The sequence below is a fragment of the Paenibacillus sp. FSL W8-0194 genome, assembly GCF_037969745.1.
In the GTDB taxonomy this organism is placed as follows: Bacteria; Bacillota; Bacilli; order Paenibacillales; family Paenibacillaceae; genus Paenibacillus_AQ; species Paenibacillus_AQ cookii.
On the sequence record NZ_CP150205.1, the window covers coordinates 4,731,958 to 4,756,302 of the forward strand.

The following is a 24,345-nucleotide window of genomic DNA, read 5'->3' on the forward strand; positions in this document are numbered from 1 at the left end:
CGTAGTTTACTGCCATACGCCGGACAAAACCTGCAGCGCTTCCTTGCCGGTTCCGATTTTATAACCCGATGCCGTATAGCGAATTTGATCCACTGCATCCAGCACGAACAAATGCGGGTAGCCTGCATCCCGGGCAGGGGACTGGGCAATGAAATCCGGCAGCGCCGCGTAGGAGGCATCCCGGACGAACACCGTGCCGGACGGCAGGTTCGGGTAAGCCGCCGGATCAAACGAAGCGGTCCACTCGGCATTGCCGATAATAAGCACGATCGGTGCGCCAAGCTTCGCATACGGCTCCGCCAGTTCGCCGATTTCGCGGAACAGATGTTTCGTCGGCTCGCGCTCCGGCTCGATCCAGGCGACGATGGCCCCGGAGCCGCCGATCAGCTCGCCAAGCGTTGCATCGGTTCCCTCCAGCGTTGTCAACGCGCTGGTCCGGTCGATCTTTCCGAGCACCGGAATGTCATGCTGCGCTTGGCGGTACGTCAGAACAACGTCGGTCGTTTCCCCTGCCGTGACCTTGAAATAGGCGAAACGCGCTTGCACCGTGCCGTCCTTCAGCCGTACGCCCGAAGTCAGCCGGTAAAAGCCCGGCTCCACCTCGAACGGCTCGTCATATACGTCTTTTTTGCCGTACGGATAGACCAGCGTCTTGTACCTGCCGTTCTCCAGACGGGCGAACGTGAAATTTTCGTAATATGAAGCTTCGGCCGTTTCCGGCGCAGCCTCCGGATCGCGCAGCAGGCGCAGCGACCCCCATGCCTTCGTTTCCTCTTCCTGCGGCGCATGCGCGGCAAACATGGCGTCTTTCCATGTGCCGCCTTCGAGATATTGCGGCTTCAGCTCGCTTGGATGCAGGCGGGCCGGGATGCCCAGGCTCCGGCATACGGCGACGAACAAAATGTCGAGCGATACGTCATCCCCGTGCATCAGCTTGTACGTGCCGACCGGATTGCCTTTGCCCTTCAGGTTTTGAAGGTCTTCCCACACAGCGTATCCGTCTTCCAGCTTGCGGACAAGCACCGAAGGATCGGCTTGGATCGCCGCGGCATCGACCGCAAACGTCTCTTGGAAAAAGCGCTTATACGGCACGATCATTTCGTACAGCACGCGCGGACAAAGCACGTATGAAACGAACGTCGTTTCGTCGAGTTCCCCGCGCTGCGCCAGCCCGCCGATCAGATGATCGTCAAGCGAAGGACGGAACGTATCCACCAGATCCTTTTCGTTCAAGCTTTCCAGCAGCCGCAGCGGCCACTCGCCGTATTCCCCCGAACGCTCGCGGAGAAAAGCGGCGATTTCGCGGTCGTTGCCGCGAGCCTTGCGCAGCACGTCCCACACCCGGTCTGCCGGCAGCCCGAATTCCGCGGCAAGTTCCGTCGCATCCGCTTCGGTCAGGAACGTGGCTTCGTAATTGGTCCGGATCTTCGTGCCTTCTTCCAGGCGGCGGTTATGCCTTTGGATGCTCTCTTCGGATAAAGCTTCCGCTTCGTCTCCTTCGCGCTCCGGCGGCGGAACCATGTCGAGATCCAACGTTCCGGAAGGCTGCTCCGCCTGATCCAAAACCAGTTCGATCCGGTCGCTTTCGGCCACGGTCACTTTGCGTTCGCCCCACGCGCCGTCCCGGACGGCGCGAATGAGCAGATCGCCGTATCCCGTCTTGAACGAAGCCTCTCCAAGTTCATTCGTCGGAATCGTGGCGATCGGATAAAACTCGGCCATATTGTACAGCTCGAAGTGCACCTGTGCCCCGCTGACCGCCTTCCCTTGGCGATCCTTGACGGCGACCGTGATCGTCCGCGTCGGCGCATAGTTTTCCAGCAGGTTGATTTCCGTAAACCATTCGTCGGCAAGCGTGATGTCTTCCGGACCCGGATAATCCGCGTAAATCCGCGTGTTGATCAGCATTGCGCGCCGGGCCGGCGGACTGAACCAGCCTTGGTTCAGCCGGGCTTCCGGTTCGCAGGCGCCGAAATAATACCATTTCCCGTCGGCCCAAGCCTCGACCCAAGCATGGTTGTCGTCGCAATGCGCCCAGCGCGGCGTGTATACCTGGCGCGCCGGGATGCCGATGCTGCGCAGCGCGGCAACCGCCAGCGTCGATTCCTCGCCGCAGCGGCCGCGGGCGTTGCGGATCATCGTCAGCGGCGAAATCGTACGGAGATCGCTGCCGATATAAGTCGCCTTTTCATGGCACCAGTAGTTCGTTTCCAGGATGGCATCCGCCATGGACAAGGATTTCGTGCGTTCCGCCAAAGCTTCGTGCAGAATGCCGCGGGAATCCTCGATATTTTCGGTATTGACCCGGTACGGCAGGACGAAATGCAGGAACAGATGATCCGGCACGCGCTCCCCCCAGGGCATTTCCTTGCGGATCGCAAGCGTCGTGCGCACATGGCTCAAAAACAGCGCACCGTCGTAGTCGGCCATGTCGTTGACCGGCATATACGCGTACAAGTACTTAAGCGCCCAAGTCTCTTCTTCCGTCAGTTCTTCCTGAAAAATGCCAAACAATTCCTGTTCCCTTGCCGCGGCCATCCGGCGTTTCTCGCCGAACTTGCGTTCAATCAGCCCGATCGCCGCCTGATCCAGCGAAAAAGCAGAGGTCTGCATCGTCATTTCCGTTCCTCCTTCCACAACTTTCCGTCCTGCCGGATGCAATATACCGCCGTTCCGTCCGCCGAAGGGGCCGTGATCTGGAACAGGCTCCGCGTCGTCTCGATGACCGGTTCGATGCTCCAGGCATCATCGCCCTTCAGATGCTCCATCTCCTTCGCGAATTCGCCGCGTGCCTCGAAATGATTGCGCTGGCGGTAATACAGCTTGCGCAGCTCCCACTTGATGCGTTCATCCCGCGGCAGCTCGAACGAATCGGGCCCGTCGGCATCGGCAAACACCACATATCCCCAAAGCTCCGGGTAATGCATGTTGATGATGCCCATCGGCGACCATACCCAGTTGTCTTCCAGATAAGGCTTGCCCGTCTCGGGATTGATCACCTTTTCGTATTTTCCGTTCCGAACCTCGGCCTGCCACTCGACGCGGGAGAAATTGACGCGCCAAAATTCGCCTTTGACCGGCATACGGCCTGCGGGCGCGCATTCCTTCAAGATGTTCCAAGGAATCGCTACTTCGACGCTCCACTTCCGGTTGTCCGCTTCGGGATTGTTCAGTTCCCCGTCGATATGGACGGCCGTTTTCAAACCTCTGATATCCCAGCCGTTCACCGGAGGTCCACCGTCGCGGTATGGCTGCACGAGCATCAGATCCCACACCGTATTCAGCGCGTTGATCTCGAACTCGTAATATTGATGCGTATCCCCGTCCGGATCGATGAAAATTTCAAAATCGTTGTCATAAAAAATGACCGATTCGCGTTCCGTGAGCGTCGCCCAAATCTGATCCTCGATCAGCTCCGCCCCGAAATAAAAATATTCGTCGTCCCAGAGCATTTTGACTCGGGTCGCTTTCGCCGGCTTCGGACGCAGGTCGCCTTCGATGTCGACGAATTCCTCCGTCCAGGCCGCGGTTTCCCAAAACGGCTTGTCGAGCCTTCCGTCCAGTTCGAGCGGCCCGGCCGCCCGGCGGCAAATATAATGCTTCGGAGCGTATTCGATCTTCGGTTCAGGCACTCCGCTTAAGTTCATGTCGCTTCCCTCCGGCAATTCATGATTTGATGTGGATTTCAACCTCGTGCGGGCGATAAACCGAAATGATCCGCCCTTCGCCGTCCGCCGCGAACAGGACGGATCGTTCCCGTTCCAGTCCGAATGCGTAGGCCACGCCCGTGTCGGCATCCTTCACTTCAATGTTCGTATCCCAGGCATATTCCGATACGAAAACGTACAGATACCCGTCCCTGAATTTCAGCTTCCGGCCGTATACGCCGGGTACATCGCCCCGGATCCATTCAAGGCCGCTTTGGCAGCCTGCTTCGTCAAGGGCGTACCGGTACAGCGCCGCCATCGAATCCGTTCTGTCGTTTAATTCGATCGGAAGCGGACACCAGATCAACCGCCCGTTGCCTAACCGGATATTCCGGACCGCGTCGCCCGCGGCCGGGGCATCGGCCGCTTCAGCCGTTCCGCCGCTCCGGGCCTCCTTGCTCACTTCCGCAATCCGGCGTTTGCCGTAAGATAACGGAATTTCATGTCCGTCCACGTTCAGCAGCTCTTCGCGGCGGACATTGCAAAGCCGTCCTTCCCCAAGCAAATCGGCCAGCCGCTCCGTTTTACGCCAGTAGGCGTCGATGCTGATCGGCCCCGTCACAAGCAGGGTCGCTCCCGTCCGCTCCACGATGCCGAGCAGGCGATCCCAAGCGGCATCGTCGAAATTATGGGCGCTAGGCAGCAGGATCAGCTTCGCCGGATCCTGTTCCAGCGGCTCGAGATGATATTCCGATACGCCGCGAATCGGCATGTTCAGTTGGTAGGAGAACACGCGCGTCAGGCGCGTCGTCGCCTCGTACGCCAGCTTGCGGTTGGAGAAATCGTTCGAGTAAGGAAAAATAACGGCCACTTCCTCCAGTTCGCGTTCCTGGAACAGGTCCCGGATTTCGCCCATAAACTTGCCGAACCCGTACGAGACGTCGGTTTCCGGCTTTTCCGTCCCGTCCGCCCGGAGCGCGCCGATATGCGACTCGTTGGCATTGTCCATGTAAAAATTCGTATTCCAGATCCAATGGATCGCCCCGGCTCCTCCGGTCGCGAAGGCATAAGCGTATTTGCGCTCCAGGATGCTCCGCAGCTCCTCCTCGGTTCGTTTGGCCCGTCCTTCCGGCGTTTCGACGTACATGATGCCGGTTTCCTGAATGACGTTCGGCTTGTCCGCCGTTTTCGCGAATACGCCGTCCCAGACCAGGTCGTCGTTGAGCCACCACGAATGGACCGTCGTATAGTCGACCGCCTCCTGGTAGAAAAACGGCGAAGGACGCTGCGCGCCTAACGCTTCATCCTGCCCGACCGTGACGAGCTGATCCGGACTCAAATGTTTGATTTCTTCGTATAACTGCTTGGCCCACCGATTGTGCATGTCCATGGAGAACAAGCAGTAGTCGAGCCACCGCGTGCCTTTTTTCTCCAAGATCATGTCCTGCACGTCGAAGTTGATTTCCTGCGGCCCGGGAATCGCCGCCGCCTGAAAGCTCGGCAGCTGCTCCGGCGTCATGTTCCAGCGCTCCTGCAGAAGCTCGATCCGTCCGTGGCGTTCCTCGAGCCAGGCCGAGAAAGCCGCCCGCTCGAACCGGTCGCCGCAGGATCTCGGTCCCGATGCGAAAATCCGTTTCGGATCGAACATCGAAGGTTCGTTGATCAAATCCCAATCGACGTTGCTCGTCGCCCGGTGGCGATGCACGATGGAACGAATGAACCGCTTTTGCGCTTCCACGCTTTGCGGGTCGAGATAAGGGTTCGTGCCTTCCCAAGTTTCCGGCGTAAAAGAGAAGAAAGTGAACGTCAACTGCAGATCATGTTTTTTGGCGGTGAGAATAAACGCGTCGATCGCCCGAAGCACCTCTTCCGACGCATGCCCGTCCACCTGCATCACGTTGCGGTAAGCGGTCCAAAGCCCCGTCCGGATCCAGTTGATCCCGGCCTGGGCCATCTGCGCCATATCCCGGTCCCAAACATCCGCGTTCGGCAGAAACAGAAATTTGCGGGCCACGTCGGAGGCCATGTAAGTCATGCCGACGATCGGCAGCGGCCGTCCGTCCTTCACGAAATAGTCGCGGCCGCAGCTGACCGGGCTTCCCTTCGCAAGGAGCTCCGGATCGTTCCCCCAGAAGCCGTGACGGAGCACGCGCGTCTCCCCGTCTTCGGAGGTCGCCCGGCATACGACGCGGTAAAGCCCGCTTTGGATGTCCAGCGGCACCGGAATGCGGACGAAATCCAGCGATTTCGTCACTTCGGCGCCGAAACGCTGCACCCAAAACTGGTCGCCTTCATCCTGCTCCACGGTGATTTCGAACGTCCAGCGCTGATCCGAAACCTCCGCCTCATTCGATTTCGCGATCCGCTGCATCTGCAGCATCAGCACCGCCTGTTCGCCCGGCTCGTAAGCGGCATAATTGGTTTTGATCGCAAGCTCCGTCACCGGTTTCGCGCAGAAGGCGCTCCATTCCGCTAACGCATCGACGCCGCCCTGTTCCCAAAACGCCTTCGATAACGGCAGATTGACGAACAGCCATCTGGAACCCGCAAAGTCGCCGCGGGAATGTTCCCATAAGACGACGGGAGCGGCCGCTTCCCGTCCTTCGCCGCTGATCCCTTTCAGGAGCGGGTAGACCTGCGTGCTCATCGTTCCGGCCGAACCCATTTCATGCGGAAAATCGCTGTTTCGGGTCGTATGCGGCACCAGATTCCACGTATCCCGAATCTCGAAAAGCGCCTCCCGGCCGGCCAACAGCGGAATCTGACTGGACGCAGCAAAAGACTGCACGGGCCCTGCGTTCACGCGCAGCGTTTCGTGGATGAACAGCTCGCGATGGTAGGCGGTTTGTTCGGCTTCAGGCGTCCAGCCTCCTTCTTCGCAGCGAACTGGGACTTTGAAAGGCGCTCCGCCAATGCTGATAAGCCCCCCGCCGCGCCGCAGGAAGGCGTGAATCTCCGGCCAGGCCGCTTTTGGAAAATACGGCGCGTGCAGATTGACGAAACAGCCGTCCCGGCTGGAGCCGAGAGCTCCGGCCAAATCCGCCGCGCCGACGACCGTGCCGATCTGCCGCAAGGCCTTGACGGCCCGATCGTCAAGCCCGGGGCTGCCCGGAAATGCCGAGTCGTAAAATACGATGACGTTCCGGCTCATAGAATCCCTTCTTTCATCGCTTGATGCACGAGTTTGGAGAACAGGCTGTTGGACCATGCAAACCACTTTCTCGTGAAATTCGCCGGATCGTCCGCATGGAAACCTTCGTGCATGTAGCCCGTGTCCGCATCGGTCGCCTCCAGCATCTCGATCATCGCCAGCTTCTCTTCTTTCGTCGTAGCCGTGATGCCCTGCATCGACAGGGCCATATGCCATACGAAGCCGTCCGGCGTGTGCGGGCTGCCGATGCCCTTAGCCGCTTTGCCTTCGAAGTAGAACGGGTTCGCCTTCGACAGGGCGAAACGTCTCGTATTCTGATACACCGGGTCGTCCGCCGACACGTATCCGAGATACGGAATGGACAGAAGGCCAGGCGTGCCCGCGTCGTCCATCAGGCAGTAATTGCCGTATCCGTCCGTTTCGTACGCATAGATCGGCCCGAATTCCGGGTGCCTGTAAATGCCGTACAATCGAATGCCGTGATCGATGTCCTGCTCGAGCAGCTTCAGCTCATTCAGGAAATCGGTGTCGCGGAACACCCATTCCGCAAACTCCTGCATATGGCGAAGGGCGACGACGGCAAACATGTTGCCCGGAATGTTGTAATGGAAATCGCAGGCGTCGTCGCTGGAACGGAAGCCGGACCAAACCATGCCCGTATAATTGACCGGCATGCCGAGCCCGCCGTTGGCCAGCGTATCCTGGCGGATGCCGTCATTTCTCATGAAGCGGTACGGAGATCGCTCGAAATGGCGCTGCTCCGTCTTAAACAAGTCATAAATCACGCGCATCGCCAATTTGAAGCCGGCGTCGAAAATATCGGTGAGCCCGGTTTCCTTCCAGTAAGCATAAGCAAGGCGCATGGAGAAGCAAAGCGAATCGATCTCAAACTTGCGTTCCCACACCCATGGGGACATTTCGGTCTGATCGGCCGTGTTCCAGTGCCAATCGTTCGCCGACTCGTTAAACGCGTTCGCGTAAGGGTCAATCAGAATATACCGGATATGGCGCTTGATCAAGCCGGACAAAATGCGCTGCAGATCCTCGTCGTCTTTCGCCAGCGGCACGTAATGCATGACCTGCTCCACCGAATCGCGCAGCCACATGGCCGGGATATCTCCCGTAATGACGAAGGTCGTGCCGTCGTCCATCAGCTTGGTCGTCGTCTCCAGCGTGTTCGGGAAGCAGTTTTTGAACAGCTTCAGCAGCTTCGGGCGATTGCTAAGCTTTTCCTCCGCTTCGCTCAGGACGTCCTGCACGGCTTTCGGAAGCTCGAAGCTGGTCATTTGGATTTTCGGTAATCTGAATTGCTCCATTTGAATCTCCTTTAAATAATTGATGATTGGTCCAAAAATGCAGGGGAGCGGCACCCGGACCTTTTCGAAAGCCTTTCATCCGGCTGCCGGCCCCAAGCCAGGCTCTTTAGTTATGCGTAACGACCGCTCCGGAACCGCCGTACATTTCCACTTCCTCGTCGAATTCCAACTTCAGCACGGTTACGTGCTCATGCGTGTCTTCGGCCGTCAAAGGAATCCAGGTCGTTCCCGGAATGTTGAACCAAGGCACGCCGCCGTGGATTTCGTGCGTCAGCTCTTTACCGGAATGCAGCACGGTGATCTTTTTGATCGGGTTGCACAATCCCTTCAAGCATATGCTTTCTTTCGGATCGTCGTAGACGAAGAGATACAACGTCTTTTTGTCTTTGGACAGCGTGCTGCCGCCAAGGTAATAACGCGTCATGATGCCTTCCTGCGTGCCGTACACCGCCTCGGCATGCGTACGGATCCAGTCGCCCAGTCCGAGCAGGATCTCTTCCTGGCGTTCGTCGATCGTTCCGTCTTCGCGCGGCCCGATGTCAAGCAGCATGTTGCCGCCCATCGAAATGCAGTCGCAGAACATGCGGATGATCTGGTTCAGCGATTTATAATGATTGTCCGTCGGCACGTACCCCCACGACGAGTTGATCGTCGTGCAGAATTCCCACGGCCCTTCAGGTCTCGTGATCGGCAAGCCCTGCTCCGGCGTTTTGTAGTCTCCGTGCCCTTGAAGCCTCGAATTGATGATCAGGTCCGGGTTGAACGATTTCAGGTAATGCTTGAACTCCGGCAAATTCCACTGTTCGGCGCTCCGTTCCCAGTCCCCGTCGAACCACAGCAGGTCGACCTTGCCGTAATTCGTCAAAACTTCTTTCAGCTGGTCGTTGTTGAACTGCAAAAACTTTTGCCATCTTTCTTCGTCCTGCACCCCGTCCGGCGGGCTCGAAAACCGGTTGACCGTGCTCAAATCGTCCGGCACTTTGCCGCCTTCGTAGACGCTCGGATAATCCGGATGCGACCAGTCGATAAGCGAGTAGTACATGCCGAGCCGGATTCCCCTTTTCGTAACCGCTTCGGCGTACTCCTTGATGATATCCCGCTTGGCAGGGGTTTTCTTCATGACGCTCAGATCGCTGTACTGCGTGTCGAACAACGCTACGCCGTCATGGTGTTTGGTCGTCAGCACCGCGTATTTGGCGCCGGATTTTTCGATCAGGTCGGCCCATTTGTCCGCGTCGAATTTGGAGGCGGTAAAGCCGTCCAACTGCTTCATGTATTGCTCGTAAGACATTCTCCCGTTGTAAAAAGACCAGGATTCGGCGACGCCGTCCACTGCATAAATCCCGTAGTGAATAAAAATGCCCAGCTTTGCGTCTTCAAACCATTGTTGCATATATGTTCAGCACCTTTCAGATCAAATGGTCGGCTCTATCCATGCTGAGCCTAATACCTCATACGGTTATGTCAAACTTGCGATATTCTGCGTTATTGAATCCGGAACGCATGCGCGATCGGCGCTTTGGCTTCGCGCTCTTTCGCCGGAAGGCGCACGGCGATGCCGGTGTCCGTCTTGCGGTACTCGAGCCCTTCCGGCCCGCCGATCAGGTCGATCCGGCTGAACTCCTTCTGCAGCGGCAGATGAATTTCTTCCGGAACGTTTTCGTTTTCGTCCTTGTACAGGTAGAAGGCATAGATTTTGCCGTCTTTTTGCGTAAACTGCACGTTGCCCACCGAATATGGCTCGCAAACTCTTGTTCCGTAGATGCCTTCGCCATGAACCTTCAGCCAGGCTCCCATGCCCTGGATGCGAGAAATCGCCGTTCTGGAGATTCTTCCGTCCGGCTGCGGTCCGACGTTCAGCGCCAGGTTGCCGCCTTTGGCCACGATTTCGACGAGCAGATGAATCAGCTGGCGCACCGACTTATAGTTATCCTCGTATCGGAACGAGAACGCCGATCCCATTGTGATGCAGCTTTCCCACGGCACGTGAAGCGCGCGCTCAGGCAGCGTTTGCTCCGGCGTAATCAGGTTTTCGTAAGGCCCGCCGACCGTGCGGTCCGCCGAAAGCAGCCATGGCTGGATTTGGCGCGCCTTGTCCACCACTTCGCCGAGGCGGATGTTCTGGTCACGGTAGTCGTTAACCCATCCGGCGTCCAGCCACAGCACGTCGATGCGGCCGTAGTTCGTCATCAGCTCCATGATCTGCTCGTGGGTGAATTGCACGAATTGCTCCCACAGCCATGGATATTCCTTCGGATCATAGGTCGGACCGCGCGACGTCGTCGTTCCCGGCCGCATGCCCGGCGCCCAATAATACGGCGAATGCCAATCGGCTTTGGAGAAATAGGCGGAAATGCCGAGGCCTCTCGCCCGGAACGCATTAAAAAGCTGTTTCGTGATGTCGGCGTATTTATGCGTATGGAAAGGGCAATCCGGACCGGTAATACGGTAATCGGTGGTACGGGTATCCCACATACAAAATCCGTCATGGTGCTTGGTCGTAAAGTTCAAATATTTAAAACCGTTGTCCGCCGCAAGGTCCGCCCAAAGGTCCGGCTGAAAACGAAGCGGGTTAAACGTTTTGTTCAGATCGAAATACTGCCGCTTCAGCTCCTCCGCGTCGATATCCCAGTCGATCTCGTTGCGCGACCATTCTTCGTCCACGTCGCTTAGCGCCCAGGACTCGACCAGGCCCAGCTGGGAATACGGCCCCCAGTGCATCATCAGCCCGAGCTTCTGGTCCTTGAACCATTCGAGCCGCTCCAGAAGAAGCGGATCTTCGGGTTTGACCCACTGCTCCTCGCTGCTGTAGTTGTGCACCCCTTGCACGACGACGGATTCTTCTTCCTCGATCAAATGCTCCTTTTCACTCATGGTCATCCTCCATATCACGATTGGTTTGGTTTCCTTGCAAAAACGGATGTCACGCGGTTTCCGGCCTTGCCGCCGGATTTATGAAAACGCTATCTTTGAGAGATAACTTCTTCGAAGCGGCGCCGATTCCTTCATTCGCCAACCCGAAAAACTTGATTTGCCCGCTTTTTCTTCCGAGGACGCATTTCGAAACTTTCCGCCCCTCTATGTCCAAACCGCCGATTTGTTGGTATCATGGATAGGTACCTGAAGATTATCAGCTGACACAGGAGGCAGAATTGTTGAAACGAAACTACTTTAAATCCAGGCTGTTTTTGAAATATATTTGGTCCTATTTGTTTATCCTGCTGATTCCTCTCGTCTGCATGACGATTTTCATTTATGAAAACGCCGTCACGAATCTCCGTTCCGAAATCGAACAGTCCCGCCTTGCCCAATTGACGCAAGCGAAGGTCATCATCGACGGAAGGATGAAGGAGCTCAGCGAAATCGCGACCCGCATCTCCTACGACAAACGGCTGGCACGTTACCAGGTCCATGATCCGGTCTCCAGCTGGGAGTCGATTCAAGCGCTGGACCAGTATAAGTCCACCAGCTCGATCATCGGCGAAATGTACCTGTATTTCCATCAAGACGATAAAATTTACTCCAGCAAAGGCCTCAACAATTTTGACGTCTTCGCGAAAAACATTCGCTTCAAAAACTGGAGCAAAGATACGCTTTACCGGGACTTGAACGAAGCTACGTATCCGATCATGCGACCGGCGGACATCGTAACGAACTCTTCCGGCGTCCAGGAAACGATGCTTGCCTATTTGATTCCGATCACGCCGGGAAGCTCCTCCCCCCACGGGACGGTCATGTATTTGATCAAGGAGTCCGAGCTCAGCAGCCTGATCGACTCGATTCTGGGAAGCTACCAAGGCCAAACGTACATCCTCGATAACGAGGGACATATCATGGTCGACAACCGCCAGGGGGAAGCTTTGACCGAAAAAGACGCGCAAGCGCTTTTCGATAATTTGTCGCCCGGCATCGAGGACCGGAACATCAACGGACAAGCTCATTCGATCGTCTCCGTCAAGTCGGCAAGCAACGGCTGGAGCTACGTGACGATCATGCCGAGCGCCCAATTTTTCAGCAGCGTTTTGCATGTTCGCAGCTTTATCATCATGCTGTTTATCATCGTGGTGCTGGTCGGCGCAGCCATCGCCGTCGTGCTCGCCCGCATGCAATACCAGCCGATATCCATGCTTGTCGAGTTCGCGGCTTCCAAAGCCGGCGCCAAACGCCCGGATGGGGCTTCCGCCTCGGGCAACGAGCTGGACCGAATCCGGACGGCGCTGCAGGAATACAGCTCGCGCGTCGATTTGCAGGAGCCTTTCGCCCGCAACCATTTTCTGTCCATGCTGCTCAAGTACGGCAGCGCCCAGAGCCTGACGCCCGAACTTCAGGAAGCCTTTGATCTCCGGTTCGACCGCACCCATCATTTCGTGATGGTCATCGGCTGGGACGAAGACAACATGAGCGAAACCGAAAAGCAGGAGCGCCAGGACATGATCGAGCTGCTCGCCCAGATCGAAATTCCGGAGCTGAATGCCCATGGATACGGCGTGGAGCTGTCTCAGCTGAACCAGTTTGGCCTGATCATCAGCTTCAATCTCGGCGGCCAGGACGAATTTTCCCATATCCGGCAAATCGTCGAAGCGGTACGCAGCAACATTCTCGAAACCTTCGATACGATTCCGATGATCGGCGTCGGTACGTGCTACCCGAGCCCGGATCAGCTGAACCAATCGTTTATCGAGGCATGCTCGGCGTTTGAGCTCCGCGTATCCAACGATTACGGCTCGGTCACCTATTTCGAAAAGCTGTCCCAAACGCAGGACCAGGAATTTTGGATCCCGAACAACACGCTGCTCAAGCTTTCGCAAAGTTTGAAGCAGGGAAGCTACGATGTGGCAGCCCAGATCGTTCATTCGGCCATCCAGAACCTGCATACGTCCGAACATTCCGCGCTGCTGATCCGCTGCGTTTGCTTCGACCTGCTGAACAGCATTTTGAAAACCGCGTCGGAGCTCGGCCATCACGGCATGCTTCAGGAAGTCGCGCCGAACATGATTTACGGCAACTCCCTGGACGAGCTGGAACGCAGCCTGCTGAAGCTTTGCGCGCAAATATGCGCCCAGGTCGAGCAGAATACGCAGCAGGAAGAACAGTCGATCATCGATCAGATCGTTGCTTACATCGACGAGCATTACGCGGACAATACGCTCAGCCTGGAGACCGTCGCTTTCGAGTTCAGCATTTCGCCATCCCATGTCAGCCGCTCGTTCAAGGAAAAGATGGGGCTGAACTTCATCCAGTATATCTGGCAAAAAAGAATGGAAGAGGTCATGCATCAGCTGAAAACGACAAGCGATCCGCTGAAGGACATCATCCTTCGGGTCGGTTATCTGGACACGCCGAATTTTATCCGCAAATTCAAAAAGGAAACCGGTTATACGCCGGGCCAATACCGCAAAATGTTTTCGCCGGACGGCCAAGCCGCATCCGAGTCCGATTTGGACGGCGAATAATGATGAAAGCCAACATCCGGTCGTCGAGACCGGGACATGTTGGCTTCATTTTTTTGTGCTGCTAATCGATTATTTCCCGGAATTCCAGCGGTCGTACGCGCCTTGGTAAAGCTCTACGATACGGTCTGCGCCCATCTTTTTCAGCTGAGCCACGTATTTGTCCCAATTGGAAAGCGGCTCTTGTCCGGTCACGAACTTCGCTTCCATTTGCTGAACGTACGTATTGAGGTCGGAGAGCAGTGCCGTTGCTTCGCTTTGCTCTTCATTCGTCAAGTACACGTTAGGGAACGGCGTTTTGCTGATCGGTACAAGCTTCTCTGCATTTTCCTTGTCGATCCACTTGTCGAAGTCGCTCTTCAGACCTTTGGTCAGTTCGGCGGAGTTCATGCCCGGCGTCAGGATACCGTAGTTCGGCGTCATCGTGCCGCGGAATTCCTCGCGGTCTTTTCCTCCCGGAACCGGAAGCCATTCTTTTTCATGCGTTTCTTTGTTTTTGTATTTCCACAGCAGGTTTTCAGGGCCTTGGGCGAACAACGTTGCGCCGTCATAGCCGTATTGGTAGTCGATCCAGCGCATCGTCGCTTCCGGAGCAGGGTTTTTGCTCGTGATCGCGAACGTGCCGTTGGCCGAGATGCCCGGGTGTTTGCCGTATACCGGAGAATCCGGGATTTCGCTCTTCACCGGCGTCATAAGCGGGTTGTCGCTGCTTGGTTCGCCGCCGAGCGTAAAGTAAGGGAAGTAGTCGTTAAATACGCCAAGCTGGTTGTTTTGCCCCTTCGCCTTTTTCTGTTCAGGCGTTTGCGAGAACGTTTCGTGGTCGAGAAGGTCTTCCTTCCACAAACGGTTCATGAACGTCAGGTAACCTTTGTAGCCTTCCTCTTGCGGCGTGTAATGCACCTTGCCGTCTTTATCCGCGTAAATCACTTCGTCATAGATGCCGAAGAAGCCGAGGAAATACATGCGCAAATCGTCCAGCTTTACGGAAGTCAGCGGAATTTCGTCCTTCTTGCCGTTGCCGTTCGGATCTTCTTCCTTCACGCGTTTCAAATACGCGTACAATTCTTCCGTCGTTTTAGGCAGTTCCTTTACGTTGAGCGCTTTCAGGAATTTGCCGTTATACCACATCGGGCTCCGGTACCATACGGCGGACAAGTCGACGTTCGGCAGCGCATAGATATGTCCGTCCGGCGTCGTAAACGATTTGCGGATATCCGGATGCTCGTCAAAGATTTTTTTGATGTTCGGCGCGTAACCTCCGTCGATGTATTGTTCCAGAGGAATCAGCACGCCTTGCGTTCCGTAAGTGACCTGCTCGGCAGGCTTAAGGTCCGCGCCGTAGAATACGTCCGGCAAGTCGCCGCTCGCGAACACGAGGTTTTTCTTCGTGGCGAAGCTGTCGATCGGCGAAAGCTGGTAGTTGAATTTAATGTTCGTCAGTTTTTCCATTTCTTTAAGCACGGGCATTTGGTTCCAGTCCGCCACGCCGGCGTCCTGCGACATCATGGTCAGCGTCAGCTGCTTGTCCACGATCGGAAAGCCGTCTTTTTTCACGCCTTCAGCCTGAGTCTGCGCCGAAGAGGATGCGCCTTCGCTGCCTTTCGACGAGCCGCATGCTGCAAGCAAGGACGCGGAAAGGGTAAGGCAAAGTAAAATGGATGAAGCCTTGCGAATGTTTTTCATCTGTATAACTCCCCTTTGTTGTATTCGGGATGGCAAAATCCCTATTTGGCAAGATCAGCCCTTTACGGAACCAATCATAACACCTTGCACGAAATAACGCTGTAAGAAAGGATAAATCACAATAACTGGAAGCGTTGCGACGATGATGACCGCATATTTGACCAGTGCCGCAATTTCGGCTTTGCTGTTCATCGCCGCGGCCGTCGAGGCATCGATCGCCCCTCCGCCTTGGGCCGCCATCTCCTGCAAGACGAGAATTTGGCGCAAGACGAGCTGCAGCGGATACTTGTCGGAATCATTCAAATAAATGAGCGCCGAGAAGTAGCTGTTCCAGTTGCCGACGCCGTAAAACAAGGCCATGACCGCGATAATCGGCATCGACAGCGGCAGAATGATTTTGACGAAAAGCCGCATATTGGTACAACCGTCGATTTGGGCCGCTTCCTGCAGCTCTTTCGGAATCGAGCTTTGGAAAAACGTGCGGGAGACGATAATGTTCCAGATCGATGCGGCGGACGGAATCACAATCGCCCACATCGAGTTGATCATGCCAAGCTCCTTGACGAGCAGGTAAGTCGGCACCAGACCGCCGCCAAAGAACATGGTCACCATAAACATGCCCATAAAGAAGTTGCGTCCGACGAAGTCCTTGCGGCTCAGCGCATACGCTGCAGGCAGCGTTACGATCAGGTTGATCGCGGTACCCACGACCGTGTACAAAATCGTATTGCCGTAGCCGATCCAAATGCTTGAATTTTCGAACACGCGCTTATAGCCGTCGAAGGTGATGCCTTTCGGCCACAGCCACATTTCCCCGGAGCCTACGAACTTCGGATTGCTGATCGATGCGCTGATCATGTAGATGAGCGGATAAAATACGATCAGGAAAGCCAGAAGCACGTAAATGTAGTTGCAAATTACAAAGATCTTGTCGCGTTTGGTTTCTTTTACGCCTGTTAACATCCGTGCCCCTCCTTTTCTACCACAAACTATTCTCGCTCGTCCGGCGCACAATCTGGTTCACGACGATCAGCATCACGCAGTTGATCACGGAGTTAAACAAGCCGATCGCTGTCGAGAAACTGTACTGCGCATCCACGAGCCCGGAGCGGTACACGAACGTGGAAATGACGTCCGACGATTCCATGTTGAGCGGGTTTTGCAGCAGGAGAATCTTTTCAAAGCCTACCCCCAGCAAGCTACCCATGTTCAGAATGAGCAGGATTGTCATCGTAGGGATCAGCGTCGGGATGTTAATGTGGCGAATGCGCTGGAACCGTGAGGCCCCGTCGATGATCGCCGCTTCGTGAAGCCCCGGATCCACCCCGGAAAGCGCTGCCAAGTAAATGATGGTGCCCCAGCCTGCGCTTTGCCACACGCCAGACAATACATACATCGTTTTAAACCATCTAGGATCCGTCAAAAAGTCCGGCGCCTGGAATCCAAGACCTTCAATGATATGCGTCACGATCCCGGTCGACGGGGACAGGAAGGAAATAATCATCCCGGCCATAACGACGACGGAAATAAAGTGAGGCGCATACGTCACGGTCTGAGCCAGCTTCTTGAAGAATCCGTTTCTAACCTCATTAAACGCCAGTGCCAGAATGATCGGAATCGGAAATCCGATGGCGAGTTCGTACAAGCTGATGCTCAGCGTGTTCCATAACAAATCCCAAAAGTAATAGGAATGGAAGAAGCGCTCGAAATGGTCGAAGCCGACCCACGGGCTCCCCGAAATCCCTTTTGTCGGAATAAAGTTTTTGAACGCGATCTGAATGCCATACATCGGTCCGTAAGAGAAGATGAGAAAGTACAGAAACGCTGGCGCAATAAAGATGTACAATTCCCAGTTCGTGACGATTCTCTTCCAGACGCCCTTGCCGGTGCCGGCCTTTCCCGGTTTCAACATTGCATTGCCCGGAATAGCAGCTTTTGTATCCTGCATAGGATCACCCCTTTCATATGATTTCTTTCTGTTTGTTTTCTCTCGAAGTTATGCAGGGTTGCTAGCGCTTACATGTTTAACGATAGACAACCTGGCAGGCATCGTAAATATGTCATTTTAGGAGCGCCGGAAACCCGCGCCGCATCAAGGTTTTTGGGTGCTGACAATCGCGGCTGACATGCTGACAATATGTCGTTTTTGCTTACCGGAAAAGGCTTTCAGAATGACATCAAATATGACCAATCGACACCAAATGACAACCCTTTCATATGCCTTTGGCATTTCTCCCGCAGAATTTTCAGTTCCGATGATAGCGTTCGCGAAAAAAATGGACATACGCAAAAAGACCCAAGGGACTCTCTCCCCCGGGCCTGCACGTGGATATATGGCAAACCATAACCGGCACAACCGAATGGTCTTGCAGCTTAAAATGTCATCTTCCCATCAAGTCTAACGCGCTTTTCCAAACAACGCTCCCGCCGCAACCAACCCTGCAAAACATCCGGATATCGGCGACACGACGAGAATTCCCAACAGGTTCGAACTGGAAGTAAATAGAAGTTTGGCGCAAACGACAACGATCATCATGATCGCCACCGTGATCCAATACCTCCGCTTTCGCTTTCCCGCGACCCTGGCCGCTCCTGCAGACGAGTATGGGACATTGGCCAATACGTAGAGCAGGATCGCCAATTCCAGCGTCAAACCGAAAATGGACAAGGCATGCTGCAGCAGCTTATAAACAGGCAAATCGGCAACAACGACGCTGCGCAAAGCGGGATACCTCATCACAAAAAAGCCGGAGGCGTGCGTAAACCCATCGATCAAAATATGGCTGTAAAATCCGACCGCAACCGAGACGATAAACACGACGCAGCTTCGCATGCGGCGGAAATCAAAGGGTCGAATCAGCGCGGACACCCGCAGATCCAAATCGAAAGCAGAAGGCAAATGCATGGCCAGCGGCTTCAGGACGACCTGAAGCAAAAACAAAAGGAGGGTGCACAGCACGAAGGCTTGCAGCAATCCTGGGTGTGTATGCCCGATCCACTGGTAAGGCTCCATCGCCAAAAAATACTCGAAATCCGGGGCCATGCTGCCAAGGACAAGCCCTGCCAGGCTCATGTAACCGGGACGGATCCACTTGGCAGGAGCAATGTATAATGGATGCGCGAAGGTAAACGGCATATCGCTATCCTAAAAAATACGCCATAAACTCTTCGTCATACAGGCGTCCGTCTACCATCAGAGCTTCTTTTTCCAAGCCGTAACTTACGAACCCCAGCCCTTTATACAATGAGGCTGCAGCCGTATTGGCCGTAACCACCGCCAGCTGGATCTGCCGCAAGCCTTCGATGGCTTGTCCCCGGCGCAGAATTTCCTGCATAAGGGCTTTGGCGATCCCTTTCCCGCGATGCGCCGAAGTGACGTACACTCCCCATACCATGCCTTTATGCCTCATCTTTCGTCCCGCCTCCCTCCGGAACCCGGCCATCCCGATGAGTTCGCCTTCCTCCGTAAACGCGCCCAGTATATAATTGTCCGGTTCATCGTTAATCCTTGATTCGACTTCGTTCATTGGGGTATGGACCTGTTCCTCGTAGGAGGAACCAAAAGCCTCGGGCTGCGTTTTTAGCGCCTCAAGCCGCAGCTTCCAGAATTGCTCCGCTTGTTCCCGTCGTATGTTTTGAATGTGCATGATTCGTTAAACTCCTCTCTGGGGGACCTTCCACGCTTGGAATAACTCGGTTAATTCGAGTGCCGTATTTTCGGTAAAATCGCTCACGTTTTGCGCATGGAAATACTTATTTTGAACTCCCGGCTCTTGACGTTCATCTTCCAGCCAGGCCAGCTTCATGTCCCTGTACCGCCCGACTTCGTCTTGCGTGAGGAACGGTTCGACCGCAAACGCCCGCGCCCGCCGCAATTGTTCGAGCGCATCCTTCGCCCACGGCTCCTGTCTTAACAAATGGAATTCCAATTGGCTGACTTCCCTGTTATACGTCTCCCGGATCCCGCCCGGGTCTCCGTCGTATGCTCGCTCAAAATCCGCATAAACCGTCTCCGTCCACCGGATATCCGTATAAATGTGCGCAAAATAGCCTAAAACGAAGGCCAGCCATTCGGAATTTCGGTCTTGGGCCAGATAGGAATTGCAGGCTGCCTGCAGTGCAGCGATGCTTGGAAAACGCCCCTCCTGAACGAGGTGGGTAGCGCCCTTTTCGCTTCGGGTAACGTGTTCTCTGGCATGGATGGCATCCGGCGAGATGCTGCCGAGCAAAAAAGCGGGCGCGGGATGGGGCAAAGACAGTTTTTGGGCAACCGCAAAATGGACCATCGGCCACGGCATGGCGTAAACCTCCTTCGGGATTCAATTGGTATTGTCTAAAAAATAATCATCGTTTACGATAATGGCATCATCATTGTAAAGGAGAATGCATATGTTCCGAAAAACTTTCCTATGGGGTATGAGCATCGTTCTGCTCGGAGGCGTGATGTTTTCCGTATCGGATGCCAGCGCCGCGTCCCAGACGAAAAAATTCAGAAACTGCTCCGAGCTCAACCGCGTTTACAAGGGCGGCGTCGCCCAAGCTCCGGGAGTCAAAAACAAGGGCGGAAAAACGAAATACGCGCCGTTTGTATCCAAATCCCTGTACGATGCCAACAAAAAGCTGGATCGCGACAAAGACCGGATCGCCTGCGAAAAATAACCCAGGCGCTTGCCGCTACAAAATCTCTTTCGCATCGGCAGGCAGCAGGCGGACATGCTTAAGGTATGGGGTCATGTTGGCATCGTCCTGCAGCGGGTATGTATAGGAGAGCTCTTCTGCCACTTCGCAGGCTAACTTTCGGAACAACCGGCACGCCGCAAAAACGGCGCCGTCCGAAAAAGTTGCTTTATACATATCCCAGTAAGGCCCGGGGAGATATCGCTTGAGATATTTCCCCATCTTGCCTGCCAGAAACCCGGCAATCATGCCCGGTCCCAATCCACCATGATAACCTCTCATCTTATCCTCCAGCTCAAAAATCCGCAGGCCCCGGCTTCCATCCGACCCGCTGGCTCCACCGGCTTGCCCTGCGCATGATCTCCCAGATGACCGGTTCTTTTTCCTCCACGTACTTTTGCCGCTCGTTCGGATACAAAAGCATAAGTCTTTGTTTTTCGGCGGCGTATATTTGGCCTTCATCCGGGTGTTCTCTCAAATAGTCCCTGAACAATAACGCAAACTGTTCGCCGAAACTCCCCTTCTCCCGGATATGGATATGCACCCTTTTTCCGCCGGGCGACTCCCTGAAATACCGTTTGGTCAACTCCTCGTTGTCCGCCCGGTGGATGAAGCCGATGGCTTCCATTTGCGGTTTGTACAGCTCAACCGGTTCTAGGGAGGCCACCGAAACCTGAATGTCGATGATCGGCTTCGCTGCAAGCCCCGCCACGGAGGTCGAGCCGATATGGTCGACCCGCAGGGCCGTATCCCCCAACGCATGTTTGATGCGTGCTCCAAGCTCCACGAACTCTCTTTTCCAGTCCGGGTCGTATGGAGCAAGGTAAAAGGTATGGTCCGTCATCATATTCTCCTTGGTTCTTGGTTGTTGTCCTCAGAAACTTCCCTTCCCGCAGAATCTTTCGAATTTTTCCAAATATTCGCATCCGCATAGGCCTTAAATCGTATACAATAGTAGATAAGTACCTTTTTCCATATGAATGAAACGAATGGTGTTAAAGGAGTGCAACGAATGGCAATCATTGATGTCGTCAAATTTGAAGGTCCGCCGGATGTTTATGCGTGGCGCCATCCCAACCAGGAATTAAGCACATGGTCCCAACTGATCGTTCATGAAACGCAGGAAGCGATTTTGTTCAAAGAAGGTCAAGCGCTGGATTCCTTTTCTGCGGGACGTTATACGCTAAGTACCGCTAATATACCAATTTTGTCCAACTTCGTAAACCTGCCATTTGGAGGGGAGTCCCCTTTTACGGCAGAGGTATGGTTCGTTAACAAGCTCAGTTCGTTGGACGTCAAATGGGGCACCAGCTCTCCTCTCGAGCTTCAGGATCCAAAGTTCAATATTATCGTATCTGTAAGGGCTTACGGCCAGTTCGGCATTCAAATCGTCGATGCCCGCAAGTTTCTGCTCAAACTTGTAGGAACGCTTCCAACCTTTGATCAGGATACGCTCATTAAATATTATCGCGGCGTGCTCATGTCGAACATTACCGAAATCATATCCTCCTATATCGTCCATAAAAAGATCAGCGTGGTCGAAATCAACGCGTATGCCGCTGAAATTTCCAAACATATCGAGAAGGCCATCGCGCCGGCATTCGAGGAAATGGGGATTTCCTTGCTGAACTTCTATGTCGATTCGATCAACACGCCGACGGACGATCCCGCCGCCCAGCGGATCAAAGCAGCCTTGGCCAAAAAAGCCGAAATGGACATCATCGGGTATACATACCAGGAAGAACGTTCTTTCGACACGATGGAAGATGCCGCCAAAAACCCCGGCAGCAGCGCCGCCGTCATCGGTTCTGGACTTGGGTTAGGATTCGGCATGGCCGCACCGATGTACGAAGCCGCCCATCAAATGGCCGGAAATCTGACCATGCAAGCTGCTGCCGTTGCAAGCACCAAACAGAGAAGCTGCTTGAACTGCGGAAGCCTCAATTCGGAAACGGCCCGGTTTTGTTCCGATTGCGGCCAGGCTTTGACGGCCCCTGCGGCGAACCGGCAGCAGCAGCGCACTTGCAGCGACTGCGGGAATCCGCTTCTTCCCAACGCCAAGTTTTGCGAGAATTGCGGAGATCCCTACAATCCTTGCCCTTCTTGCGGATATGATTTCGCGATAGGAATGTCCTCCTGCCCGAAATGCGGAACATCGCTTCCGAAGGTCTGCAGGGAGTGCGGCGAATGGGTGGATGCCAAAGCGAAGTTCTGCCCGAGCTGCGGCGCGAATTGCATCCTGAAATGCGGCAGCTGCAATCACGAAATATTGCCCGGACAGAAATTCTGCATGGAATGCGGCGCGAAATTAACATAAAGCGGGGGATCACTTTGATGACCGGAATCGTTCGCAGAGGCTGGATCAGATCCCTGATCTTCCTGCTGCCTTTGATTACGCTATTGTTGTTTGGGTTGAGCGGCGGATGGATTCGGGCGCATGCCTGGATTTCGGGCGCCGCCGTCGCCTGTGCCGAGGCCGCCCTGCTTATCGGTTGGCTGCGGCCCGGCGGCAGAGGCCAAGGACATGAAGCGGCGCCTGCTCCTTTTCGTATCGCTTTAGGATTTCTTGACGTTGCCTATTTGATCGCCGTGCTGGCATGCGTCCTGCTGCTCGGTTATGTGTTCGATATCTCAGCCGCCGCGTATTTCACGGTCCATCTTATTCTTTTGGCCGGGTATGCAGTCGTTGCTGCCCTTCTGAGATTTAGCGGCAAATTTGCCGGGTCTCAGGATCAAAAGCAGCGCGATCAACGGAATATCAGAAACAATTTGCTCAAACGATTGACATCCATGCGCGCCCACGTACGGGGCATGTCGGCCACGCCGGGCCAAAGCGATCTAATGCAGGAACTTGCCCAATTGGAAGAAACCATCGCTTATGGCGATCCGGCGGTCATTGCCGCCCGGGCCGGTCTGACCGGCGTGGTCGAACAACATCTTTCGCTTCTAGAGGACCAGATTCAACTGATTCAGGCGGTCGACGATTCCAAAAAAGAAGCGTTAACTGCCGAAACGGTCTTGCTCGTCCGGAAAATGCGCGAACTTTTTCTTGACCGGAACAACCTTGCTTCTCCATTCAAGTCCAATTCGGTATAGAAGAAATTCGGGAGGTATGCTGCAGCAATGGACTTTAAATATACATCCAAACTAACTGCTTTTGACCGGGTCATTCTTTGCACTACGGTGCTAATCTTTCCTGCCGGCTACGTGATATTTCCCCTCGGCTTGGTCATCGCTCTTATTCGTGTGTTTTCTACTCACTTTCACCGCAGTTGCAAAGGGAGAAATCACAGGTTGTTAGGTTGGGCGTTTACTCTCACCTATCTTGTTACGATGTTTATCTTTCTCATCACATATGATGAATTCGGGCCCGCGGAAGCCGCGGAGTCGATTGCCAATGCGGTCGTCTATGGGGCGCTCCTCCTGCTGCCTGCTTTCATATTTTTCTCGTTGATCGGTCCCTCGGATCGAAATTTCAATCGGCTGCTTTCGCAATACCACTGGTTGGTCATGGAAAAGGGGATCACCAGCGTTCGGCAAATAGCGTTGGAAACCAGACAATCCCCGATCCCTGCGGAAAGGGACCTGAATTTTATGATCAATCATCGGATGCTGCCGCTGGGCGTCATCGAAAATGGCATGCTTAAATTTATGCCGGGAAGTTATCCGTTTGAGCAGCAAGCCGAGCCTAGCGAAGAAGCTCATCCGCAACCCGGCATAGGTAACCATGAAAATCCTGATATGCGAGGCCCCCGAGCGTTGGAATGCCCGGGCTGCGGCGCCAGGGTCGTTGTTGCTCCACACGAGCAGAAGGAATGCGAATATTGCGGCAACGTCATCATCTGCGCGTAATGGTTGGACCCTGAACCCCCTATAGATACAAATCGGCCTGCCCTGCTAACGTTTGACGTCAAGCAAGGCAGGCTAAATATCTCACTGCATATTTTGGCGTAATCCTGGATTTCTTTTAGCGTCATGCTCCAATCTTATCCAAAGCCTCAATCATCGACATTGTCCTTTTCCCCTTTTACGTTGCTTTCGTTCTCAATATGTTTGGATCCGTTAAAACCGTATTGCTGAATATTCCCTTCAGGATCCTCACTGTAGTAGTAATGCCTCGACGCTTCATCCTTAAATTGAATATCAACGGAGTAGTCGTTCATTCCGTCGAATTTTACGGTTTTTATCGTTGTCATCGTATACTGGTCCGGAGTATATCCTTTTTGCTTCAAGTATTTGACTGTTCGCCGTTCCAACGATTCTTTTACCGCCGCATTCACTTTGATATAGTCCGTGTACAAACGCCCGGCGCCAAATCCGATGAATACAGCTATTACGATCGCCGCAACCATCCCTGCTTTTTTCACCTGATCACCTCATTCGAGTTCCGATCTGCGAACCATCTTTTTCCGAATCCGACT

At 54.6% G+C, this 24,345-nt stretch carries 20 protein-coding genes; 5 read left to right on the forward strand and 15 right to left on the reverse strand.

Going from position 1 to position 24,345, the window contains the following annotated elements; genetic code table 11:
* Window positions 1-6: 6 nt before the first annotated feature.
* The 6 genes from MKY58_RS21555 to MKY58_RS21580 form a co-directional block, all read right to left on the reverse strand.
* On the reverse strand, window positions 7-2,619 hold the full coding sequence (locus tag MKY58_RS21555) for a transglutaminase domain-containing protein (protein ID WP_339322035.1): 2,613 nt from the start codon (window positions 2,617-2,619) through the stop codon (window positions 7-9).
* Complete coding sequence (locus MKY58_RS21560; protein ID WP_339322036.1) at window positions 2,616-3,647, reverse strand: carbohydrate-binding family 9-like protein; 1,032 nt, start codon at window positions 3,645-3,647, stop codon at window positions 2,616-2,618. The genes MKY58_RS21555 and MKY58_RS21560 overlap by 4 nt, the downstream gene beginning before the upstream one ends.
* A gap of 19 nt (window positions 3,648-3,666) precedes the next feature.
* Window positions 3,667-6,798 (reverse strand): beta-galactosidase, encoded by a 3,132-nt coding sequence (locus tag MKY58_RS21565; protein ID WP_339322037.1) that lies wholly within the window; start codon window positions 6,796-6,798, stop codon window positions 3,667-3,669.
* Window positions 6,795-8,114 carry a glycoside hydrolase family 125 protein gene (locus tag MKY58_RS21570; protein WP_339322038.1) on the reverse strand — a complete coding sequence of 440 codons (1,320 nt, stop codon included), beginning with the start codon at window positions 8,112-8,114 and terminating at the stop codon, window positions 6,795-6,797. Before MKY58_RS21570 ends, MKY58_RS21565 begins: the two co-directional genes overlap by 4 nt.
* A gap of 106 nt (window positions 8,115-8,220) precedes the next feature.
* Complete coding sequence (locus MKY58_RS21575) at window positions 8,221-9,507, reverse strand: alpha-L-fucosidase (RefSeq protein ID WP_339322039.1); 1,287 nt, start codon at window positions 9,505-9,507, stop codon at window positions 8,221-8,223.
* Between the two features lie 92 nt (window positions 9,508-9,599).
* Window positions 9,600-10,988, reverse strand: coding sequence for an alpha-L-fucosidase (locus tag MKY58_RS21580; RefSeq protein ID WP_339322040.1), 1,389 nt, complete (start codon window positions 10,986-10,988; stop codon window positions 9,600-9,602).
* Window positions 10,989-11,269: 281 nt separating this feature from the next.
* On the opposite strand from MKY58_RS21580, the gene MKY58_RS21585 reads away from it, so the two are divergent.
* On the forward strand, window positions 11,270-13,567 hold the full coding sequence (locus MKY58_RS21585) for a helix-turn-helix domain-containing protein (protein WP_339322041.1): 2,298 nt from the start codon (window positions 11,270-11,272) through the stop codon (window positions 13,565-13,567).
* 69 nt (window positions 13,568-13,636) lie between these two features.
* On the opposite strand, the gene MKY58_RS21590 is transcribed toward MKY58_RS21585, so the two are convergent.
* The 6 genes from MKY58_RS21590 to MKY58_RS21615 form a co-directional block, all read right to left on the reverse strand.
* Window positions 13,637-15,247 (reverse strand): ABC transporter substrate-binding protein, encoded by a 1,611-nt coding sequence (locus MKY58_RS21590; RefSeq protein WP_339322042.1) that lies wholly within the window; start codon window positions 15,245-15,247, stop codon window positions 13,637-13,639.
* Window positions 15,248-15,301: 54 nt separating this feature from the next.
* Window positions 15,302-16,210 (reverse strand): carbohydrate ABC transporter permease, encoded by a 909-nt coding sequence (locus MKY58_RS21595; protein WP_339322043.1) that lies wholly within the window; start codon window positions 16,208-16,210, stop codon window positions 15,302-15,304.
* Window positions 16,211-16,226: 16 nt separating this feature from the next.
* On the reverse strand, window positions 16,227-17,159 hold the full coding sequence (locus tag MKY58_RS21600) for an ABC transporter permease subunit (RefSeq protein ID WP_339325221.1): 933 nt from the start codon (window positions 17,157-17,159) through the stop codon (window positions 16,227-16,229).
* 486 nt (window positions 17,160-17,645) lie between these two features.
* Window positions 17,646-18,383 (reverse strand): DUF4184 family protein, encoded by a 738-nt coding sequence (locus MKY58_RS21605; RefSeq protein WP_339322044.1) that lies wholly within the window; start codon window positions 18,381-18,383, stop codon window positions 17,646-17,648.
* Window positions 18,384-18,387: 4 nt separating this feature from the next.
* Complete coding sequence (locus MKY58_RS21610) at window positions 18,388-18,894, reverse strand: GNAT family N-acetyltransferase (RefSeq protein ID WP_339322045.1); 507 nt, start codon at window positions 18,892-18,894, stop codon at window positions 18,388-18,390.
* A gap of 6 nt (window positions 18,895-18,900) precedes the next feature.
* Complete coding sequence (locus MKY58_RS21615) at window positions 18,901-19,545, reverse strand: zinc dependent phospholipase C family protein (protein WP_339322046.1); 645 nt, start codon at window positions 19,543-19,545, stop codon at window positions 18,901-18,903.
* Window positions 19,546-19,690: 145 nt separating this feature from the next.
* Between MKY58_RS21615 and MKY58_RS21620 the strand changes: the two genes are divergently transcribed.
* Window positions 19,691-19,906 carry an excalibur calcium-binding domain-containing protein gene (locus MKY58_RS21620; RefSeq protein WP_339325222.1) on the forward strand — a complete coding sequence of 72 codons (216 nt, stop codon included), beginning with the start codon at window positions 19,691-19,693 and terminating at the stop codon, window positions 19,904-19,906.
* A 15-nt stretch (window positions 19,907-19,921) separates the two neighbouring features.
* On the opposite strand, the gene MKY58_RS21625 is transcribed toward MKY58_RS21620, so the two are convergent.
* Both MKY58_RS21625 and MKY58_RS21630 read right to left on the reverse strand, forming a co-directional pair.
* Window positions 19,922-20,206 carry an aminoglycoside 6-adenylyltransferase gene (locus MKY58_RS21625; RefSeq protein ID WP_339322047.1) on the reverse strand — a complete coding sequence of 95 codons (285 nt, stop codon included), beginning with the start codon at window positions 20,204-20,206 and terminating at the stop codon, window positions 19,922-19,924.
* A gap of 13 nt (window positions 20,207-20,219) precedes the next feature.
* Window positions 20,220-20,768, reverse strand: coding sequence for a GrpB family protein (locus MKY58_RS21630; protein ID WP_339322048.1), 549 nt, complete (start codon window positions 20,766-20,768; stop codon window positions 20,220-20,222).
* Window positions 20,769-20,936: 168 nt separating this feature from the next.
* Here MKY58_RS21630 and MKY58_RS21635 point away from each other — a divergent pair, with 168 nt between their 5' ends.
* From MKY58_RS21635 to MKY58_RS21645, 3 genes are read left to right on the forward strand one after another with little or no spacing between them, the layout of a single operon-like run.
* Entirely contained in the window at window positions 20,937-22,241 is a 1,305-nt protein-coding gene (locus tag MKY58_RS21635; protein ID WP_339322049.1) for an SPFH domain-containing protein, read from the forward strand.
* Window positions 22,242-22,258: 17 nt separating this feature from the next.
* Window positions 22,259-23,020 carry a hypothetical protein gene (locus tag MKY58_RS21640; protein WP_339322050.1) on the forward strand — a complete coding sequence of 254 codons (762 nt, stop codon included), beginning with the start codon at window positions 22,259-22,261 and terminating at the stop codon, window positions 23,018-23,020.
* Window positions 23,021-23,047: 27 nt separating this feature from the next.
* Window positions 23,048-23,776, forward strand: a complete 729-nt coding sequence (locus MKY58_RS21645; protein ID WP_339322051.1) for a hypothetical protein — start codon at window positions 23,048-23,050, stop codon at window positions 23,774-23,776.
* Window positions 23,777-23,922: 146 nt separating this feature from the next.
* On the opposite strand, the gene MKY58_RS21650 is transcribed toward MKY58_RS21645, so the two are convergent.
* Window positions 23,923-24,291 (reverse strand): hypothetical protein, encoded by a 369-nt coding sequence (locus MKY58_RS21650; RefSeq protein WP_339322052.1) that lies wholly within the window; start codon window positions 24,289-24,291, stop codon window positions 23,923-23,925.
* Between the last annotated feature and the right edge of the window lie 54 nt (window positions 24,292-24,345).

Coding starts and splice junctions, on each gene's coding strand:
- MKY58_RS21555 (WP_339322035.1), bottom strand. CDS start 2,619: ATGACGATGCAGACCTCTGCTTTTTCGCTGGATCAGGCGGCGATCGGG.
- MKY58_RS21560 (WP_339322036.1), bottom strand. CDS start 3,647: ATGAACTTAAGCGGAGTGCCTGAACCGAAGATCGAATACGCTCCGAAG.
- MKY58_RS21565 (WP_339322037.1), bottom strand. CDS start 6,798: ATGAGCCGGAACGTCATCGTATTTTACGACTCGGCATTTCCGGGCAGC.
- MKY58_RS21570 (WP_339322038.1), bottom strand. CDS start 8,114: ATGGAGCAATTCAGATTACCGAAAATCCAAATGACCAGCTTCGAGCTT.
- MKY58_RS21575 (WP_339322039.1), bottom strand. CDS start 9,507: ATGCAACAATGGTTTGAAGACGCAAAGCTGGGCATTTTTATTCACTAC.
- MKY58_RS21580 (WP_339322040.1), bottom strand. CDS start 10,988: ATGAGTGAAAAGGAGCATTTGATCGAGGAAGAAGAATCCGTCGTCGTG.
- MKY58_RS21590 (WP_339322042.1), bottom strand. CDS start 15,247: ATGAAAAACATTCGCAAGGCTTCATCCATTTTACTTTGCCTTACCCTT.
- MKY58_RS21595 (WP_339322043.1), bottom strand. CDS start 16,210: ATGTTAACAGGCGTAAAAGAAACCAAACGCGACAAGATCTTTGTAATT.
- MKY58_RS21600 (WP_339325221.1), bottom strand. CDS start 17,159: ATGTTGAAACCGGGAAAGGCCGGCACCGGCAAGGGCGTCTGGAAGAGA.
- MKY58_RS21605 (WP_339322044.1), bottom strand. CDS start 18,383: ATGCCGTTTACCTTCGCGCATCCATTATACATTGCTCCTGCCAAGTGG.
- MKY58_RS21610 (WP_339322045.1), bottom strand. CDS start 18,894: ATGCACATTCAAAACATACGACGGGAACAAGCGGAGCAATTCTGGAAG.
- MKY58_RS21615 (WP_339322046.1), bottom strand. CDS start 19,545: ATGCCGTGGCCGATGGTCCATTTTGCGGTTGCCCAAAAACTGTCTTTG.
- MKY58_RS21620 (WP_339325222.1), top strand. CDS start 19,691: ATGTTTTCCGTATCGGATGCCAGCGCCGCGTCCCAGACGAAAAAATTC.
- MKY58_RS21625 (WP_339322047.1), bottom strand. CDS start 20,206: ATGAGAGGTTATCATGGTGGATTGGGACCGGGCATGATTGCCGGGTTT.
- MKY58_RS21630 (WP_339322048.1), bottom strand. CDS start 20,768: ATGACGGACCATACCTTTTACCTTGCTCCATACGACCCGGACTGGAAA.
- MKY58_RS21635 (WP_339322049.1), top strand. CDS start 20,937: ATGGCAATCATTGATGTCGTCAAATTTGAAGGTCCGCCGGATGTTTAT.
- MKY58_RS21640 (WP_339322050.1), top strand. CDS start 22,259: ATGACCGGAATCGTTCGCAGAGGCTGGATCAGATCCCTGATCTTCCTG.
- MKY58_RS21645 (WP_339322051.1), top strand. CDS start 23,048: ATGGACTTTAAATATACATCCAAACTAACTGCTTTTGACCGGGTCATT.